Annotated in this window: 15 protein-coding genes; 8 read left to right on the top strand and 7 right to left on the bottom strand. The window is 59.9% G+C overall.

Going from position 1 to position 17537, the window contains the following annotated elements; all coding sequences use genetic code 11:
• Window positions 1-373: 373 nt before the first annotated feature.
• Genes cysN through FHT92_RS04135 form a run of 3 tightly spaced genes read right to left on the bottom strand, consistent with a single transcriptional unit; the run spans window position 374 to window position 3574 of the window.
• Window positions 374-1858 carry a sulfate adenylyltransferase subunit CysN gene (gene cysN / locus FHT92_RS04145; protein ID WP_183822729.1) on the bottom strand — a complete coding sequence of 495 codons (1485 nt, stop codon included), beginning with the start codon at window positions 1856-1858 and terminating at the stop codon, window positions 374-376.
• Window position 1859: 1 nt separating this feature from the next.
• Window positions 1860-2813 carry a sulfate adenylyltransferase subunit CysD gene (gene cysD, locus FHT92_RS04140; RefSeq protein ID WP_183822727.1) on the bottom strand — a complete coding sequence of 318 codons (954 nt, stop codon included), beginning with the start codon at window positions 2811-2813 and terminating at the stop codon, window positions 1860-1862.
• A 17-nt stretch (window positions 2814-2830) separates the two neighbouring features.
• Window positions 2831-3574 (bottom strand): phosphoadenylyl-sulfate reductase, encoded by a 744-nt coding sequence (locus tag FHT92_RS04135; protein WP_183822725.1) that lies wholly within the window; start codon window positions 3572-3574, stop codon window positions 2831-2833.
• A 418-nt stretch (window positions 3575-3992) separates the two neighbouring features.
• Here FHT92_RS04135 and FHT92_RS04130 point away from each other — a divergent pair, with 418 nt between their 5' ends.
• The 4 genes from FHT92_RS04130 (at window position 3993) to FHT92_RS04115 (ending at window position 7920) form a co-directional block, all read left to right on the top strand.
• Window positions 3993-4439 carry an RrF2 family transcriptional regulator gene (locus tag FHT92_RS04130; RefSeq protein WP_183745013.1) on the top strand — a complete coding sequence of 149 codons (447 nt, stop codon included), beginning with the start codon at window positions 3993-3995 and terminating at the stop codon, window positions 4437-4439.
• Window positions 4440-4541: 102 nt separating this feature from the next.
• Window positions 4542-4928, top strand: coding sequence for a DUF6152 family protein (locus FHT92_RS04125; RefSeq protein ID WP_183822723.1), 387 nt, complete (start codon window positions 4542-4544; stop codon window positions 4926-4928).
• A gap of 9 nt (window positions 4929-4937) precedes the next feature.
• Complete coding sequence (locus tag FHT92_RS04120) at window positions 4938-5408, top strand: DUF6644 family protein (RefSeq protein WP_183822721.1); 471 nt, start codon at window positions 4938-4940, stop codon at window positions 5406-5408.
• A gap of 355 nt (window positions 5409-5763) precedes the next feature.
• The gene (locus FHT92_RS04115; protein ID WP_246735125.1) at window positions 5764-7920 is read left to right on the top strand and encodes a methyl-accepting chemotaxis protein; all 2157 of its coding nucleotides are present in this window, start codon (window positions 5764-5766) and stop codon (window positions 7918-7920) included.
• 198 nt (window positions 7921-8118) lie between these two features.
• Here the strand turns inward: FHT92_RS04115 and betA are convergent, their stop codons facing one another.
• Genes betA through betI form a run of 3 tightly spaced genes read right to left on the bottom strand, consistent with a single transcriptional unit; the run spans window position 8119 to window position 11909 of the window.
• Entirely contained in the window at window positions 8119-9771 is a 1653-nt protein-coding gene (betA, locus tag FHT92_RS04110; RefSeq protein ID WP_183822717.1) for a choline dehydrogenase, read from the bottom strand.
• Between the two features lie 52 nt (window positions 9772-9823).
• Complete coding sequence (gene betB, locus FHT92_RS04105) at window positions 9824-11287, bottom strand: betaine-aldehyde dehydrogenase (RefSeq protein WP_183822715.1); 1464 nt, start codon at window positions 11285-11287, stop codon at window positions 9824-9826.
• A gap of 34 nt (window positions 11288-11321) precedes the next feature.
• The gene (betI, locus tag FHT92_RS04100; RefSeq protein ID WP_183822713.1) at window positions 11322-11909 is read right to left on the bottom strand and encodes a transcriptional regulator BetI; all 588 of its coding nucleotides are present in this window, start codon (window positions 11907-11909) and stop codon (window positions 11322-11324) included.
• A gap of 141 nt (window positions 11910-12050) precedes the next feature.
• On the opposite strand from betI, the gene FHT92_RS04095 reads away from it, so the two are divergent.
• The 4 genes from FHT92_RS04095 (at window position 12051) to FHT92_RS04080 (ending at window position 16090) form a co-directional block, all read left to right on the top strand.
• On the top strand, window positions 12051-12599 hold the full coding sequence (locus FHT92_RS04095; protein WP_183822711.1) for an HdeD family acid-resistance protein: 549 nt from the start codon (window positions 12051-12053) through the stop codon (window positions 12597-12599).
• A gap of 212 nt (window positions 12600-12811) precedes the next feature.
• Window positions 12812-13054: a type II toxin-antitoxin system ParD family antitoxin gene (locus FHT92_RS04090; protein WP_183744993.1), complete on the top strand. Its 243-nt coding sequence runs from the start codon at window positions 12812-12814 to the stop codon at window positions 13052-13054.
• A 153-nt stretch (window positions 13055-13207) separates the two neighbouring features.
• Window positions 13208-15013 (top strand): GGDEF domain-containing protein, encoded by a 1806-nt coding sequence (locus tag FHT92_RS04085; RefSeq protein WP_210278342.1) that lies wholly within the window; start codon window positions 13208-13210, stop codon window positions 15011-15013.
• Window positions 15014-15091: 78 nt separating this feature from the next.
• A complete protein-coding gene (locus FHT92_RS04080; RefSeq protein ID WP_183822709.1) occupies window positions 15092-16090 on the top strand; it encodes an NAD(P)H-quinone oxidoreductase in 999 nt (332 codons plus the stop codon).
• On the opposite strand, the gene FHT92_RS04075 is transcribed toward FHT92_RS04080, so the two are convergent.
• Complete coding sequence (locus tag FHT92_RS04075) at window positions 16071-17495, bottom strand: MFS transporter (RefSeq protein ID WP_183822707.1); 1425 nt, start codon at window positions 17493-17495, stop codon at window positions 16071-16073. The two genes, FHT92_RS04080 and FHT92_RS04075, sit on opposite strands and share 20 nt — an antisense overlap.
• Window positions 17496-17537: the final 42 nt, after the last annotated feature.

The raw sequence follows: 17537 nt of genomic DNA, 5'->3' as shown, positions 1-17537 counted from the left end.
AGCTCTCTATTGCCTGTATCTCGCCATATATGGGGTGGAAAATACTATGCAATAGAAGAAATGGCGCTTAATATCTATATGGCACGTTCCGCGGGGTTTACAAATTAAACATTGATCATGTTTATATTACGGTATCGTAAGACATTACTATAATTTAATCTTGCGTGGCCAAGCATCGCCGCAATTCTTCCGGCGCCGGCTGTTGCCGCACCGCGGGCGTCCCGAATGCTAAAATATGTTCAATTTTCCCGTGATGATCTGCCGGCCTGCCGCTGTATAAACGCAAGAGCGACTCGGGACCTTTCCCGAGTGGGCGTGATTCGAGGCGCTCAAAGCCAACGCAACAAAAAAGGGGCCATTCGGCCCCTTTTCCTTAGATATCGCTTGCCGCGCTCGACCAGAGCTCGGCCGCTTCTGACGCCGTCATGCGTCGCACCTCCGCTTCGTGGCGTCGGTTGGCGAAAATCTCGCTCGCCATGATCTGCTCTGCGAGATCGGCCGGGAGCGAAAGAATGACGCGAGCATCATTGCCATGGAGACCGCTGACATCCGCACGCTTGCCGGTCACCATGCCGCCGGCGATGGTGTTGTTCGTTTCCGGGTCGATCAGGATGAAGGAGCCGGTGGCGCGGTTCTGCTCGTAGGGGTCGAAGATCGCCGCTTCGTCGAATATGAGACGCACCTTGCCGATGGCGTTCATGTAAAGCCGCTGGGCGGAATTCCAGGTGCCGGTCTTCAATTCGAGCTGGCTGACAGGCTCAACCTGAACACGCTGGCGGCGCGAGCCGCTCTTCAGCCAGTAGCGCTTGCCGGCTTCAATGCCTTCAGGCTGCAGGGCAACGACCTGCGCATCGAAGGAAAGGCCGGTCTGCGGCTGGCTGTCGATCGACACGATCATGTCGCCGCGCGCCACATCTACCTGGCGGTCGAGAACGAGCGTGATCGCGTCACCGGCAACAGCCGCATTGCGCACCAGGTCGAAGGTGACGATCTTGCTGACATTGGCAACCATGCCGGACGGCAGGATCATGACGCTGTCGCCAGGCTTCACCGAACCGCCGGCAACCGTGCCCTGGTAGCCGCGAAAGCTTTCGCCGGGGCGCGAGACGCGCTGGACAGAGAGGCGAAAGCCGGTCGACTGACCGGAACGGACGGTTGCGTGCTCCAGCGTCTCGACCAGCGTCGGGCCGTTATACCACGGCATGGCTGCCTGGCCGGAATAGACGACGTTCTCGCCCTTCAATGCCGACATCGGGATCGCGGTGATCTGCTTGACGCCGAGCGACAGCGCAAATTCCTTGAACTCGTGGGTGATCTTGTCGAAGCCGGCACGGTCATAGTTCGTCAGGTCGATCTTGTTGACGGCGAGTACGAACTGCTTGATGCCGAGCAACGAGGCGATCGTAGCATGACGGCGCGTCTGCTCGAGAATGCCGGCGCGGGCATCGACCAGCAGCACGGCAAGATCGGCGGTCGAAGCGCCGGTCGCCATGTTACGGGTATACTGCTCGTGGCCGGGCGTGTCGGCCACGATGAAGGAGCGCTTGTCGGTCGAGAAATAGCGATAGGCGACATCGATGGTGATGCCCTGTTCGCGCTCGGCCTGCAACCCGTCGAGCAGCAGCGCGAAATCGGGCAGGCCGAGATCGTTCTGCTTGCCGGTGGAATCGCGGCGAAGCGTTGCAGCCTGGTCTTCCTTGACTGCCTTGGTGTCCCACAGCAGGCGGCCGATCAGGGTGGACTTGCCGTCATCGACGCTGCCGCAGGTGATGAGGCGCAACGGGCGCGAGTCGCGCACGGCCTTCAGGGGCTCGGCGGCGGGCACGGCGACGGCGTTTGCGGGAACTGCTGCAGTCATCTCAGAAATATCCTTCACGCTTCTTCTTTTCCATGGAGCCGGACTGGTCACGGTCGATGGCGCGGCCCTGGCGCTCGGAAACCGTGGCGATTTCGAGCTCCGCGATGATGTCTTCAAGGGTGGTGGCGGTCGAGCGGATCGCGCCGGTCAGCGGGAAGCAGCCGAGCGTGCGGAAACGGATGAAATCTTCCTGCTTCCTTTCGCCGGACAGCAGTTCCAGACGCGGATCAGATGCGGCGATCATCATGCCGTCACGCTCGACATAGGGGCGCTTGGCCGCGAAATAGAGCGGCACAATCGGGATTTCCTCGGCCTGGATATAGCGCCAGATATCGACCTCGGTCCAGTTCGACAGCGGGAACACGCGAACGCTCTCTCCCTTGCGGATCTGGCCGTTATAGACGTTCCAGAGTTCCGGGCGCTGGTTGCGCGGGTCCCAGCGATGGTCGGGTGTGCGGAAGGAATAGATGCGCTCCTTGGCGCGCGAGGCCTCCTCGTCGCGCCGTGCGCCGCCGAAGGCCGCGTCGAACTGGCCGGCATCAAGTGCATTGCGCAGCGCCTCCGTCTTCATGATGTCGGTGTAGCGGGCAGAGCCGTAGGTAAACGGCGTGATGTTTTCAGCCGCGCCGCGTGGATTGATGTACTCGATCAGGTCGAGATCGTACTTCTTCACGATCTCGTCGCGAAAGGTAATCATCTCCGCGAACTTCCAACCGGTATTCACATGCAGCAGCGGGAAGGGCACGCGGCCGGGGTAGAAGGCCTTGCGTGCCAAGTGCAGCAGCACCGAAGAATCCTTACCGATTGAATAGAGCATCACCGGACGCTCGAATTCGGCGGCGACTTCGCGGAAGATGTGGATCGCTTCGTTTTCCAGGGCTTTCAGATGCGGGTCGAGCGGCGGTTTGGCGCTCTGCGGATTGGTCAGTTCCGTATCCTGACGGGTATCGGGCATTTCGTACTCCAGACTTCTTATTGCTGCACGGCGATCGCAGCCGCCTCTTCGGCGACATGCAGGCCGCATTCGCGCTTCTCATCCTGTTCCCACCACCAACGGCCGGCACGTTCCGATTCGCCGGACTTGATGGCGCGGGTGCAAGGCTCGCAGCCGATCGAGGGGTAGCCGCGGGCGTGCAGCGGATTGATTGGCACACCGTTGTCGGCGACGAAGGCCTTGATCTTGTCGATGTCCCAGTCTGCGAGCGGATTGACCTTCAGCAGGTGCCGCTCGGCATCATATTCGGCGAACGGCGTCTCGGCGCGGTTGGCCGACTGCCCGCGGCGCAGGCCGGTGATCCAGATCGTGGCGCCTGCCAGCGCTCGCGAAAGCGGCTTCAGCTTGCGCACGCCACAACAGGCATGCCTAGCTTCGACGCTCTCATAGAAACCGTTCATGCCATATCTGGCTGCATAGGCGTCGATATCGGCCTGTTCCGGTTCGTAGCGGGTGATGTGAATGTCGTACTGGGTCTCGGTCTCGCCGATCAGATCAAGCGTTTCCTTGAAAAGCCGGCCTGTCTGCAGCGTCACGACATCGATCGGGAGGCGATGCGTTCCGATTTCTGCCGTGATGACCTGGTCTTCGATGCCGAGTGAAGTAGTGAAGACCACACGTCCGCCAAGGCCTGCGACGAACGAAAGCCGGCCGGCGAGGTCGAGGCCCGAGAGCTTGTCAGCCAAAGCCTCGGCTTCTTCGATCGGATTGATAACAGTCATGGGGGATCCTGTCCTTGATATTGGCCGGAGTATTACAGCTGAAGGACGGATCGGACAGAAAAAGGGATTTCGAAAGGGCTGCTTAGCGGAGCAAATATCTCTCTCATCCTGCCGCAATGCAGAAAAGCAGCCGCCAGCGCAGAAATGACGCCTCGGTTTAATGTCTATAGAAATAGTAGTGTTACACGGCGCCTGTCAATTGGAAATCTGAATTGATGGCAGGGAGGATGAAAATTGCCGTCTCATGACGTAAATTATCAAGCGTTGGCCGAGGGTAAAAAACAGGGCCAAAACACTTGTCTCTCAAGGCTTTTTCCGGCGCGTTCAAATTCCGTTCATGCTGGCTGTGCAATAGAGGCGAATAGCTTTCGTGCGATGTCGGGATTCGGGATCGCTTTGTGTGTGTCGACGGTCCAAGATGATTACGCAAAAGGCAAAATATGCGCTGCGGGCGCTGACGGTTCTGGCGGAAGCTACGGCCGACGAACCCGTCATGATTTCCGACATTGCCGTACAGCAGAAGATCCCGAAGAAGTTTCTGGAACAGATACTGCTCGACCTCAAACATCATGGCATCGTCGTCAGCCGTCGCGGCAAGCAGGGCGGCTACCTGCTGCTGAAGCCGGCCCACAGCATCACCTTCGGCGAGGTTCTGCGCATCATTGACGGTCCCATCGCGCCGCTGCCGTGCCTGTCGATCACCGCTTACCGCAAGTGCGACGATTGCGACGGCGAACAGACCTGCGAAATCCGCCACGTCTTCGCCAAGGTAGCCGACGCCACCCGCAAGGTGCTCTTCTCCACGACCATCGCCGATGCTGTGGGAACCAAGCAGGGTGCCGAGGTCACGCGCCTGCTCGCCTGATCCGTTTTCCTCCCACTCACCGGTCTTCAAGATTCGGTGAGTGCTCTTTTCTCTATGTCGTCCATACTCCACTTGCCCGTGCATTCGGGTAGGGAGAAGATCATGTTTGCACTTTCAGGCAAGCGAGTGCTGGCGGCTGCCATGCTCTCGGCCGCATTCGCAACGGGTGCAGCGGCGCATCATGGCTGGTCATGGGCGGAAGCCCACCAGATCGAGCTCCGCGGTGTCATCCAGCAGATATCCATGGGCGGGCCGCATCCGACGCTCGATGTCGCAACCGTTGATGACGGCGTGTGGCGCGTCGAGCTCGGCAATCCGCGCCAGACGGAGCGCTCCGGCTTCGTGGAGGGCGTCGCAAAGCCCGGCGATCAGGTCACAGCACTCGGAAACCGCTCGCAGGACCGCAATGAGAAACGGTTGAAGGTCGTGCGCATCACGATCGGTGAAAAGCGTTACGACATTTATCCGGAACGCATCCAGACGAACTGACGCCCCGTTATGGAGTTTCTCGAACGGCTGTCGGCCACCACGCTTGCGGTCGGGCTCAGGCGCTCCGCGACGCTCTACATGTTCGTCAACGCCGCCCACATCCTGGCGATCGGCCTTCTGATAGGTGCCATTCTGCCGCTCGATCTCAGGCTTGCAGGTTTGTTCGGCAAGGTGCCGGTGGAGGTCGCTGCGCCATTCCTGTCCCGTTTGGCCGGCATCGGTCTCGCCCTGGCTTTGCTCACCGGCTTTTGCCTGTTCAGTGTCCGCCCGACTGAATATGCCGTAAATCCTGCCTTTCTCGCCAAGCTTGGGCTGATCGGCCTCGGTGTGCTCAATGTGCTCCTGATTCATACCGGTAAGGGGTGGCGAGCGGCGATGACGATCGGCATCGTCCGTCCCGCCATGCGGTTCTCCGCGACTCTTTCGGCGATGATATGGATCGCTGCCGTCGTCGCCGGCAGGTGGATCGGTTTTCTCTGACGCGGCGGTCCGCCTGATGTCGCTCAGCTGCGCCGTCTTGGGGAAAAGTTGCGTCGGTCCCTGCGTATGGCATCTGGCGAAAAAACTCAGAGCTGCCAGCCAGTCATATTGTAGCCTGCAAGCGTTTAATTCAATTTTTATCGTTTTCGCGCAGGCTCATAATATCTTTGAACGCAACGGGTTGCGGGTAGGCAATTCGGTTGCTGCAGGAAGCATTTGTTGAGCTTCGACGAAGCATAATTCAGGCCGTAATTGCTATCTTTTTGGGGTAATTAAAGTGAAAATTTCGATCAAGCACACTTTGGTTCTAACTTTGGTGGGATTAAGTCTTGCAGTCATTGGGCTTGTCGGCAGCATGTTGCAGCGGGAAGTTCACGTCTATCAGAATTCCGCACGGCTTTCGGAGCTCGCTGAGCTCGACGCGAGGCTGTTCGATGCACTGCTTGGGTTGCGCGGCGAGCGCGGCGCTATTTCGTCGGCCATCAAACTCGAGCCCTCTGAAACGCAATCCAGCCTGGTCAACCTCGAAGCGGGGCGAAAGAGTGTCGATCCCGCGTTTGCAGCGATCAAAGACCTGAATGACGACAGCGAGTCGACCGCGCTGCGGACCTCGCTTTCCCCTGTCCTTCAGGGGTACAGTCAATGGATGTCCTTCCGTCAACAGATCGACGCGGCCCTGAAAATGCCGGTCGCTAATCGTGACCCCGCCCTGGCCGCACAGGTTCTGCCACTCGCGGATAAGATGCTGGGCGACCTCGAAAAGGCCGCCAACGACGTCGAGGCTGCCATCAATGCGCGCGAGCCTGGAATGATGATGTTCACGCAGCTTCGCTCGCTTGCATGGTCGGCCCGCACCAACGCCGGATCGGCAAACTCGACATTTGTGGGTGCGATTATCGCCAAAGAAGCTTTGCCCGCCGGCAAGCTTGCGGAAGTCGCTCTCCTGGATGCGAAGGTCAATTTTGCATGGAGTGTCATTACGCAGATAGTACGCAGCCCGGCAACGCCTGCGCGGCTCGTGAAATTGTACGACACCGCGCAGACGACCTACTTTGCCGGACCCTTTGCGGATCAGCGGATAGCAGCGATCAAATCTTTCCAGGCCAGTCAGCCGATGAATATCGCTGTCGACGAGTGGCGCAAACCTGCTGCCCCTGCGCAGGCTTCGCTCGCAGACATCGCAGCAGCGGCGCTGACGGAGATGACGAACGCAACGTCTGAAAATGTTTCCGCCGCAACGCAATCGATCATTATTTACGGTGTCGCCACACTCCTGACATTTGCTCTATCGATCGCCGGAATCATGACGGTAGTTTTTCGTGTCGCCAATCCGATCAGCATGCTGACGGCGGTCATGCGCAAGCTCGCAAGCGGAGACCTTTCGGTTGTCGTCTCCGGCGCCAACAGAACGGACGAGATCGGCGAGATGGCCCGCGCGGTCGAAGTGTTCAAGCAGGCCGCGCTTCACAACAAGAACCTGGAAGCAGAAGCGGAGCGTTCGCGCCAAGAGTCAGAGATCGAGCGGATTGCCATCCAGCAAAAGGTGGAACGCGAGGCGGAAGAGCGTTTGACGCAGGCGACATCGGGACTTGCCGACGGTCTCAAGCGTCTCGCCTCCGGCGATATGTTGTGCGAAATCGACGAGGTCTTCAGCGAACAATTCGAGACGCTTCGCCACGACTTCAACGATTCCGTGCGCCAGTTGCGTACTACGCTTGAAAGTGTCAGCCATACCGCGCGCAGCGTTCGCAGCGGCAGCGGCGAAATTTCGACCGCCTCGGACCAGCTTTCCAAGCGCACCGAACAGCAGGCTGCGTCGCTGGAAGAAACGGCCGCCGCGCTGGAGCAAGTCACGACCAACGTCAAGCAGACATCGGAACGCGCCAGCGAAGCACGCGAGATGGTCCGTCATGCGAGCGCTCGTGCGGAAACCTCCAGGGAAGTGGTATCGAACGCTGTCGATGCCATGCAGAAGATCGAAACCGCATCCAACCAGATCAGCAACATCATCGGTGTCATCGATGAAATCGCATTCCAGACCAACCTTCTTGCGCTGAACGCAGGTGTCGAGGCAGCCCGGGCGGGCGAAGCCGGTAAGGGCTTTGCGGTTGTGGCTCAGGAGGTTCGTGAGCTTGCCCAGCGTTCGGCCCAGGCGGCCAAGGAAATCAAGACGCTGATCGGCAACTCCGAGGCTGCGGTCAATCAGGGTGTTACTCTGGTCAACAATACCGGCGACGGTTTGAAGGAAATCGCGCAACTGGTTGTGGCGATAAACCAGCATATGGAAGCGATCGCAGTTGCCGCCAAGGAACAGGCATCCGGTCTTTCCGAAATCAATACATCCGTGAACCATATGGATCAGGTCACGCAGCAGAACGCCGCGATGGTCGAAGAGATGAACGCCGCAGGAGCAGGTCTCGCGGAAGAAAGCGGTCGTCTTTCCGAACTGCTGGCCCAGTTCCAGATGCGAACGCAGAGAGAGCAAGGCCGAAAGGTATCCCGCGCGGCCTGATGACTTAAAGTCGAATAGACCTGAAATCTGAACCTGTCTCTCAATAAAGATAAGAGCGGGATGCCGAAAACCGCGCACACTTTCTGGCATCCCGCTCTAGTTTTTTACCATTCGGCTCGGCCGGGTATGTCATCGCTCTTTCAAAGCGACCGTCATCGTGCTCGCCGTCCGTACCACCGCGAAGACGACCACCACTGACTACCGGTCGCTCACCGCCGCGCGCGGATTGATCCACGGCTCCTGATTGGATCGTGCCATCAGCTGTTTGCCAAGAATATGGTCTGCGGCTTTCTCGCCCGTCATGATCGACGGACCATTCAGATTGCCGTAGGTGACATGCGGGAAGATCGAGCTGTCGGCAACGCGCAGGCCATCGACGCCGATCACCCGTGTATCGGGATCGACCACAGCCATCGGATCGTCCTTCGCGCCCATGCGGCAGGTGCCGCAAGGGTGATAGGCACTCTCCAGATGCTCGCGCAGGAAAGCGTCGATCTCATCGTCCGTCTGAACCTTCTCGCCCGGCTGGATCTCCGGGCCGCGATAGTGGTCGAAAGCCTTCTGGCCGAAGATTTCGCGCGTCAGGCGCACGCAGTGGCGGAATTTCTTCCAGTCTTCGGCATGGCTCATATAGTTGAAGCGCAGCACGGGATCGGCCTTCGGATCGGCGGAGCGCAGCGTGACATTGCCCCGTGATTTCGACAGATTGTAGCCGACATGCACCTGGAAGCCGTGCGTATTGGCCGCCGCCTTGCCGTCATAGCTGATGGCGACCGGCAGGAAATGATATTGGATATCGGGTTGTTTCAGGCCGGGTGCCGAACGCAGGAAGGCGCAGGCCTCGAACTGGTTGGAAGCGCCGAGCCCCCCCTTGGAAAGCAGCCATTGCGCGCCGGCCACGCCCTGCCAGAACCACGGCAGCCAGGAATAGAGCGACACCGGCTTGGTCGAGATCTGCTGGAAATAGAATTCCATATGGTCCTGCAGATTGGCGCCGACGCCCGGCCGGTCGACTTTTACCTCGATGCCCATGTCCTGCAGATGCCCGCCCGGGCCGATGCCTGACAGCATCAAGAGCTTCGGAGAGTTGAAGGCGGAGGCCGAGACGATTACTTCGCGACTGGCTCTGACGATCTCGGTTGCGCCGCCGCGCTCGATTTCCACGCCGGTCGCGCGGCCGTTCTCGATGATGATCCTGCGCGCAAAGCCCTTAACGAGATCAACGTTCGGCCGCTTCAGCGCCGGCTTCAGATAGGCGCTTGCAGCCGACCAGCGCCGGCCGCGATGGATGGTCTGTTCCATCAGCCCAAAGCCTTCCTGTTTCGAGCCGTTATAATCCTCGGTCGTCTCGAAGCCGGCCTGTTTTCCGGCATCGATGAAGGCGTGAAACAGCGGGTTCTTCAGTACGCCGCGCTGCACATGCAGCGGCCCGTCCGTGCCCCGCCAGCCTTCCTCGCCGCCGTGCGAATGCTCCATGCGCTTGAAATAGGGCAGCACGTCCGCATAGGCCCAGCCGTTGGCGCCGAGCTCTTCCCATCGGTTGTAGTCTTCCGCGTGGCCACGCACATATACCATGCCGTTGATGGAGGAAGAGCCGCCGATCACCTTGCCGCGCGGGGCTGTAATGCGCCGGTTGTTGAGGTGGGGCTCAGGCTCCGACAGATAGCCCCAGTTATAGCGCTTCATGCTCATGGGCCAAGCAAGGGCCGCCGGCATCTGGATGAACGGCCCGAAATCCGAACCACCCGCCTCGATGACGATGACGGTATTCTTGCCGTCTTCCGAAAGCCGGTAAGCCAGTGCCGAGCCTGCCGAGCCGGAGCCGACGATGACGAAATCTGCCTGTTGCATGCTGTTCCCTTTGGATTGTCGTGTGCAACTGCCGTATCGACTTCTGATGAGGTCAGTAAGGCGAGGAGACCGGCCCCATGCCGACATAAACCGTCTTCAGCTCGCTATAGTGCTCAAGCGCTGCCAGCGAATTCTCCCGCCCGAAGCCTGATTGCTTCGAGCCCCCGAACGGAATTTCCACCGGGCAGAGATTGTAGGTATTGATCCAGAGCGTGCCGGCTTCCAGTTGGTCGACGATGCGGTGTGCGCGCGTCAGGTCGGCGGTGAAGACGCCGCCGGAAAGGCCGAATTCCGTCGTATTGGCGCGCTTAATGACTTCGGCTTCATCGTCGAAATCGAGTACACACATGACCGGGCCGAAGATCTCTTCGCGCGCGATCGTCATGCCGTCATTGACATCGGCAAAGACAGTCGGCTGCACATAATAGCCTTCGCCCGTCACATGGTTCGGAATGCCGCCGCCGGTTACCAGTGTCGCACCCTCGGCCTTGCCCTTCTCGATATAGGACAACACCTTTTCGCGCTGCGCCCAGGAAACCATGGGGCCGAGCTGCGTGGCCTCATCCATCGGGTCGCCAATGAGGATCGCCTCAGTCCGCGTCTTCAATCGCTTCAGGAATTCGCTCTTGATCTTCTTCTGCACGAAGACGCGCGTGCCGTTGGAGCAGACCTGGCCCGTGGAATAGAAGTTGCCGAGCATCGCGCCACCGACGGCGCTGTCGAGATCGGCGTCGTCAAAGACGATCAGCGGCGACTTGCCGCCAAGCTCCATCGTCACGTGCTTAAGCTGGCCTGCAGCCGCCGCAGCCACCTTGCGCCCGGTCGGGACCGAGCCGGTCAGTGACACTTTGGCGACATCGGGGTGGTTGACGAGCAGCGGCCCGGTGTCCCGGTCGCCCTGGATGACGTTGTAAAGCCCCTTCGGCAGGCCGGCCTCATGCAGGATCTCGGCAATGGCAAGCGCACCGAGCGGCGTGGTTTCCGAGGGCTTGAAGACCATGGCATTTCCGGCGACCAGGGCCGGCGCGCCTTTCCAGCAGGCGATCTGCTGCGGATAGTTCCAGGCGCCGATGCCGACGCAGACGCCGAGCGGCACGCGTTTCGTATAGGCAAAATCCTGGCCGAGCGGGATGTGCGAGCCATTCAGGCCGGCGGGTGCCACGCCGCCGAAGAATTCGAAGGCATCGGCGCCGGAGGTCGGGTCGGCTACAATGGTTTCCTGGATCGGCTTGCCGGTATCGAGCGTTTCCAGCTCCGAAAGCTCGCGGTTGCGCTCGCGCATGATCTCGGCCGCGCGCTTCAGGATGCGCCCGCGCGCCATCGGGCTCAGTGCCGCCCATTCCGGCTGCGCGCGTTTGGCCGCCGCGATCGCCTTTTCGATGATAGCAGGCGTTGCGGCATGGAGCCGGGCGATCACTTCGCCGGTTGCCGGATAGATGCTTTCGATGAGGGTGCCACTGTCATCCTCGACATATTCCCCGTCGATGAAGTGCGATGCTTTCGGCTGGGCTTTCATGTCGCTGGTCCCTGGCTGGTTGTCTTGGTGTTATTCATTTGCCGATGCGGGCAAGCTGCATCGTCACATAATCCTCCGTCAGCGCGATCGAGGCTTTAATGCCGATCGGTGCCGATTTCAGACTTTGCCGGATATAGAGCCCGTCGATCATCGCGGCCGCGCCCTCGGCGATGCGTTCTGCGGCATCGTCAGGGCACAGCGCCTTGAGCGCCCCAAGCAGGTTGGAGCGCAGGCGTCGCGCGTAGATGACGAGGAAACGCCGTGTCTCCTCCGATCGCTGTGCGTCGGCATAGAAGGCAAGCCAGGCGGCAATCGTCTGCGGCGCGAACTGGTCGGCGTTAAAGCTGACGCGGATGATGGCCGAGACCCGCTCCCGCGGTGTCGCCGCTTGCCGCAGTGCCGCCACAGCGTCGTCGCGCAACTGGCGTAAAAGGAAACGAACCGACTCGATCAGCAGCTGTTCCTTGCTGCCGAAGTAGTGGTGTGCAAGGGCGGGCGAGACCCCGGCCCGCCGGGCAATATCGGACATGGTGACGGTCAGCGAACCGTGATCGCCGATGACCCGCAGCGCTGCATCCACAAGCGCCTTGCGGCGCACCGGTTCCATTCCGACCTTCGGCAAGCTCAGTTCTCCCGAGAATGGATTGAAGCGTATTTTTGATTGACTGATCAATCAACAAAAATCTTTCGCCGGATTGATCCGGATCACCTCTTTTCACGAGAAATTGCTGCAGCATATCTCCAGCAATCAGGAGGTGCGCCAATGGCCAATATTTACGACGGAATGCCCGAATCCCCATTGCGGTCGAAATGGGTATGGTTCGTCGGTCTCGGCGTGTTGCTTCTCATCTGCGGCCTCATCGCCCTCAGCAATCTGCTGATGGCAACCGTCGCTTCGGTCTTTTATGTCGGCATGCTGATGCTGGCAGGCGGTGTCATCTATCTGATCCACGCCTTCCAGGTGCGCGGCTGGGATCATGTGCTCTTCTGGGCGTTGAGCGGTGTGCTGTATGTGCTCGCTGGCATCTGCGCCTTCATTAATCCCATCCTCACCTCGGCTGCCTTGACCCTGTTTCTGGCCATCGCGTTGCTCGTTGCCGGTGTCTTCCGCGTCTTCGTCGGCAGGCGCATGCGACCGCTCAAAGGTTGGGGCTGGATCGTCGCAAGCGGTGTCATCACCGCCCTTGCAGGCTTCGTGATCGCCCTCGGCTGGCCGGTCAACAGCCTCTGGATTCTCGGCCTCTTTCTGGCGGTCGATCTCATTGTTCAGGGCTGGACAATGCTCGCTTTCGGCCTAGGTATCCGTTCTTGAAACTGTGGAGAGAGGCTGCCGGATGGTCCGTTTCGGCCGTTCTTTTTTGACAAGAACATGACTGGGTACTAAAATTCCGCGATTGAAGGCCGGCTCCGGAGAAGGGCTGCCTCCTGTGCTGAGGCACTTCGGCATTGGCGCATGTCGCCTTGAGAAGCCGAAAATGGACCCCCGAGGCAGTCTCTGCCGAAATAGAATGGGAGGAGAATTCCATGCCGATGGTCACCGTTTCCATCTCACCGCTTCAGGCAGCCGGCATCCGCGATGCTGTCGATCAAGGCGGATATGCATCGAGCAGCGAAGTCGTGCGCGAGGCACTGCGCCTGTGGGATGCGGCCCGCAAACTGGGCGAATATCGCAGCGAAGTCCCGGCCGATGAAAGCGCACCGAGCGGTGGCAGATGCGTCGCCGATATGTTCGCCGATCATGAAGCCGAGCATCGCCGCTCGGCCTGAATAAGCTGTTGATTGAAAAATCGGAAATCGAATAAGCGCTCGGCGTGCATGAGCGCTTGCGCGTTCATAAAAGTTTCACATTGACGAAAGGGTTCGTTGACCCTTCTGTTCCATTGTCCGGCCGAAAAAGAAAAGGTCACAGTGGAGATTGGCATGTCTTTGGCTGCCAGCGTCGAACCGGGTGTCGTGCGTCGTTACGCCAGCGATCAGATCGTTACCCTTGCCAAACTCGTCATCGAAAATGCGTTTCAGCCGATCGTCGAAGCCGGCACCGGCACGGTCTTTGGTTATGAATCCCTCATGCGTGGACAGGAGCGCATCGGTTTTGAAACGCCGATCGAAATCCTCGACGAAGCCCATGAGCACGGCCAGCTCCTGCAACTCGAGCAGATGGTCGCCAACCGCGCGCTCGCCAAATTCGCCACGCTGTCGAACTTCGCAACCGCAACGCTGTTTCTCAATCTCGACGTCCGCCTCATCCCACATGGCAATCGTCTGGTCGAGAGCCTGCTGCTGCAGCTGAAAACGGCGAATATCCCGCCATCCTCCGTCTGCTTCGAATTTTCCGAACGCTTCGACAATACCAGCGTGCCCGAATTCGCCGAACTCGTTTCGCGTTTGCGCCGGGCGGGTTTCAAGCTGGCGATCGACGATTTCGGGGTCGGCCACGGCGAAATGAAACTGCTCTGCGATTATTCCGTCGATTACCTGAAGATCGACCGCCATTTCGTTGAGGATATCGATCGCAGTCCGCGCAAGCGCCACCTGCTGAAGAGCATCGTCAACATGGCTCATGTGCTCGGCACCCGCGTGATCGCCGAGGGCATCGAGACGGAAGCCGAATTCATCGTGTGCCGCGATTATGGCGTGGACCTCGTACAGGGTTGGTTCATCTCGCGTCCGTCCACACATCTCTCCGAACTCGTGCCTGCCTTCCCGCACCTGCAGGAACTCGGCAAGAACAAAGGCAACAGCCAGTCGCTCGACGAAATCCTCATCCGCAAGCAGATCGAAATGCTGCCGACCGTCTATGAGAGCGATGGGATCGATACGGTCTTCGAACTCTTCCGCCGCAATCCGCGTCAGGCTTATTTCCCTGTTCTCAATGCCAATGGCGAGCCGCGCGGCATCATCCACGAGCATCACCTCAAGGAATACATCTATCAGCCCTTCGGCCGCGACCTTCTGAAGAACAAGGACTACGAGCGCACCATTTCGCATTTCGTCGAGCGTGCGCCGATTGTCGGCCTCGACAGCGATGCCGATCAGCTCATGGTGATCTTCGCCAATATGGAAGGCAGCAACTGCCTGATCCTCACCGACAACATGCGCTACGCCGGCGTCGTCTCCGCTGCCTCGCTGATCAAGGTCATAAACGAGAAGCAATTGAAGACGGCGCAGGACCAGAATCCGCTGACCGGCTTGCCGGGCAATCGCGCCATCCGCGATTTCATGCGCCATTCCGGCCGCGACGGCGATGACGTGCGCCATTTCTGCTATTGCGACTTCGATAACTTCAAGCCCTTCAACGATGCTTACGGCTTCCATCTCGGCGACCATGCGATCTCGCTCTTTGCCGCGCTGATGCGCCGTTACTTCTTCGCCGAGCGCCACTTTCTCGGCCATGTCGGCGGTGACGACTTCTTCATTGGTGTCGTCGGCTGGACGAAGGAGGAACTGACGGAAATCCTCGATCGTCTCATCAGCGATTTCCACGACGACGTGCTCGACCTCTATTCGGATGAGGACCGCGCCGCCGGCCGGATCCGTGGGCACGATCGCACCGGCGCGGAAACCTTCTTCCCGCTGATGCGCTGCTCGATCGGCGTTCTCGAACTGCCGGAAGGTCTCGTTATCGACGACATCAATCGCGTCAGCGCCGAGATCGCTCAGGTGAAGTCGAGCGCCAAGGAAAGCGACGAAGGCCTCGTATTCCATACGCTAGGCGAGGCGAATTGACGCCTCTGGCACTTCCGGCCTTCCCAAGCTCGGGACCCTGATTTATCTCCTTTGCTTCGGAATAGGGAGAGCCGAGCCATGTCTTTGCCGTCGCAAATGCGTTTCGTCGATCTGCCGTCTTTCGGCGGGCCGGAGGCAATGGTCATTGCAAGTGGACCAGTGCCGGTGCCCTCAGAAGGCCAGATCCTCGTCCGTACCGAAGCGGTCGGCATCAACCGTCCCGATATTTCCCAGCGCCAGGGCAGCTATCCGCCGCCAAACGATGCAAGCCCCATTCTCGGCCTGGAACTCGCCGGTGAGGTGGTCGCGATCGGTCCCGGCGTGACCGATTATTCGCTAGGCGACAAGGTCTGCGGGCTCGCCAATGGCGGCGCCTATGCAGAATATTGCCTTCTGCCGGCCGGTCAGGCGCTGCCTTTCCCCAAGGGCTACGATGCAGTGAAGGCGGCGGCCCTTCCGGAGACTTTCTTCACCGTCTGGGCAAATCTCTTCCAGATGGCCGGCCTGACAGAAGGCGAGAAAGTGCTGATCCATGGCGGCTCCAGCGGCATCGGCACAACCGCCATTCAGCTCGCCAAAGCTTTCGGCGCCGAGGTGTATGCGACCGCCGGCTCCAAGGAGAAGTGCGAGGCCTGTCAGAAGCTCGGAGCCACGAGGGCCATCAACTACCGGGAAGAGGATTTCGCCGCCGTCATCAGGCAAGAGACCAGCCAGGGCGTCGATATCGTGCTCGACATGATCGGCGCAGCCTATTTCGAAAAGAACATCGCCTCCTTGGCGAAGGACGGCTGCCTGTCCATCATCGCCTTCCTGCAGGGTGCGGTTGCCGAAAAGGTCAATCTGGCGCCGATCATGGTCAAGCGCCTGACGGTGACCGGCTCCACCATGCGCCCGCGCACGGCAGAGGAGAAGCGGGCGATCCGCGATGATCTTCTCTCCGAGGTCTGGCCGCTTCTGGAAGCCGGCACGGTCGCGCCCGTCATCTACAGGACCTTTGCATTCGAGGACGTGGCCGCTGCCCATCGGCTGATGGAAACCAGCAACCATATCGGCAAGATCATGCTGAAGCTCGGTTGAGAGACAGCGCCGCGCCGATGGCGATCACGCCCGGCAGTGCCATGACGAGATAGAGCCAGCTCGCCGCCGATAGCGCGCCTGCAATGCCGCCCGGCTCGACCAGTCCAGCGCCATTGGCAATGACACCGGCGAAAGCCGCGCCGAAGGCGCTGCCGAGCGAGCTTATGGTCGGGATAGCGGCTGAAGCCTTGTCCTGCTCGCTGTCGGCTACCAGCTTCAGCACCTTGGCGACGAGATGTGCCCAGCCGAGGCCTACGCCAAAACCCATCATGAACATGGCGACTGCCGCCGGTCCGAGGATAATTAGATGTGCCTCGGGATTCTCGCGGGCAAGGAAGATGGCGAGCAAGGCCGTCGCTGCGGCTTCGGTTGAGCAGCCCGCAACGATCGCGGCGTTGGCTTTCCTGCCGGAGAAGGAGCCGCTGAGGAAGGCGGCCACCGTCCAGCCGAGGGCGACGAGAGCCACCAGATAGCCTGAAATCAGCGGCGTTACCCCGTGCAGAACCTGCAGGAAATAGGGAATGAAAATATCGCTGACGAGAACGAAGTTGAGGCCGAGCATCGTCAGATAGACCCGTGATATCGGCTGGCTTAGCGTCACCGCGCCTGATGGCAGCAGCCGGTTGTTGCCTTTGCGCTCCATAACGAGCATGGCGCCGACGGCGACGACCGAAACGGCGATCAGCCCGATCTTGGCCGCCGCCATCTCGGTTGTCCCTGCTGTGCTGACCAGCAGCACCGCCGCAAGCAGCAGGCAGATCTGTACGGCGGGCATTTTCGTCTGTTCGCGGTTATCTTCGGCCTGCGGCAAGAGCCGCGGCGCCAGCACCGCCATCAGCACACTGAGAGGAACGAGCACGGCAAAGGCGTAACGCCAGGCGCTGTCATGCGCGAAGAAGCCGCCGAGCGTCGGGCCTATGACGGTCGAAACACCCCAGATCGCCGCATAGAGGGTCGAAGCCTTCGGCCAGAGCGGCTCGGGATAGACAAAGCGGATGAAGGCGTAACAGAGGGCGGCAAGCGCGCCGGTGCCGAACCCTTGCACCGTTCGTCCGATCAGCACGACCGGCATCGACGGTGCCACCGCGCAAAGCAGGCTGCCGACGCCAAAGACTACGGTCGCCAGCACATAGACGCTGCGCAGCGTTATACCTCTCGGCCGCATCGCCATGAAGATCGAACCCAGTATGGTGGCGGCGACGTAGAGCGTCGTGACGAGCGAAAACAACTCCAGCCCGCCGACGTCGCGCACGACGCTCGGCGCAATCGTCGCCGTGATGTAGCTTTCAACGGCAGAGATCGTCACGCCGCCGCCAAGCATCAATGTCGCCGGCAGTAACGATGGAGAAAAGAGTTCGAAGACGGAGGTTGACGAGCGAGGTGGCTCCAATGCGGTCTCGGACATAATGAAATCCTTGCGTTTTTCCTGACCTATGATTATTTCCAA

The organism is Rhizobium sp. BK377 (assembly GCF_014193935.1).
In the GTDB taxonomy this organism is placed as follows: domain Bacteria; phylum Pseudomonadota; class Alphaproteobacteria; order Rhizobiales; family Rhizobiaceae; genus Rhizobium.
This window is presented reverse-complemented; position numbering and strand designations above follow the sequence as displayed.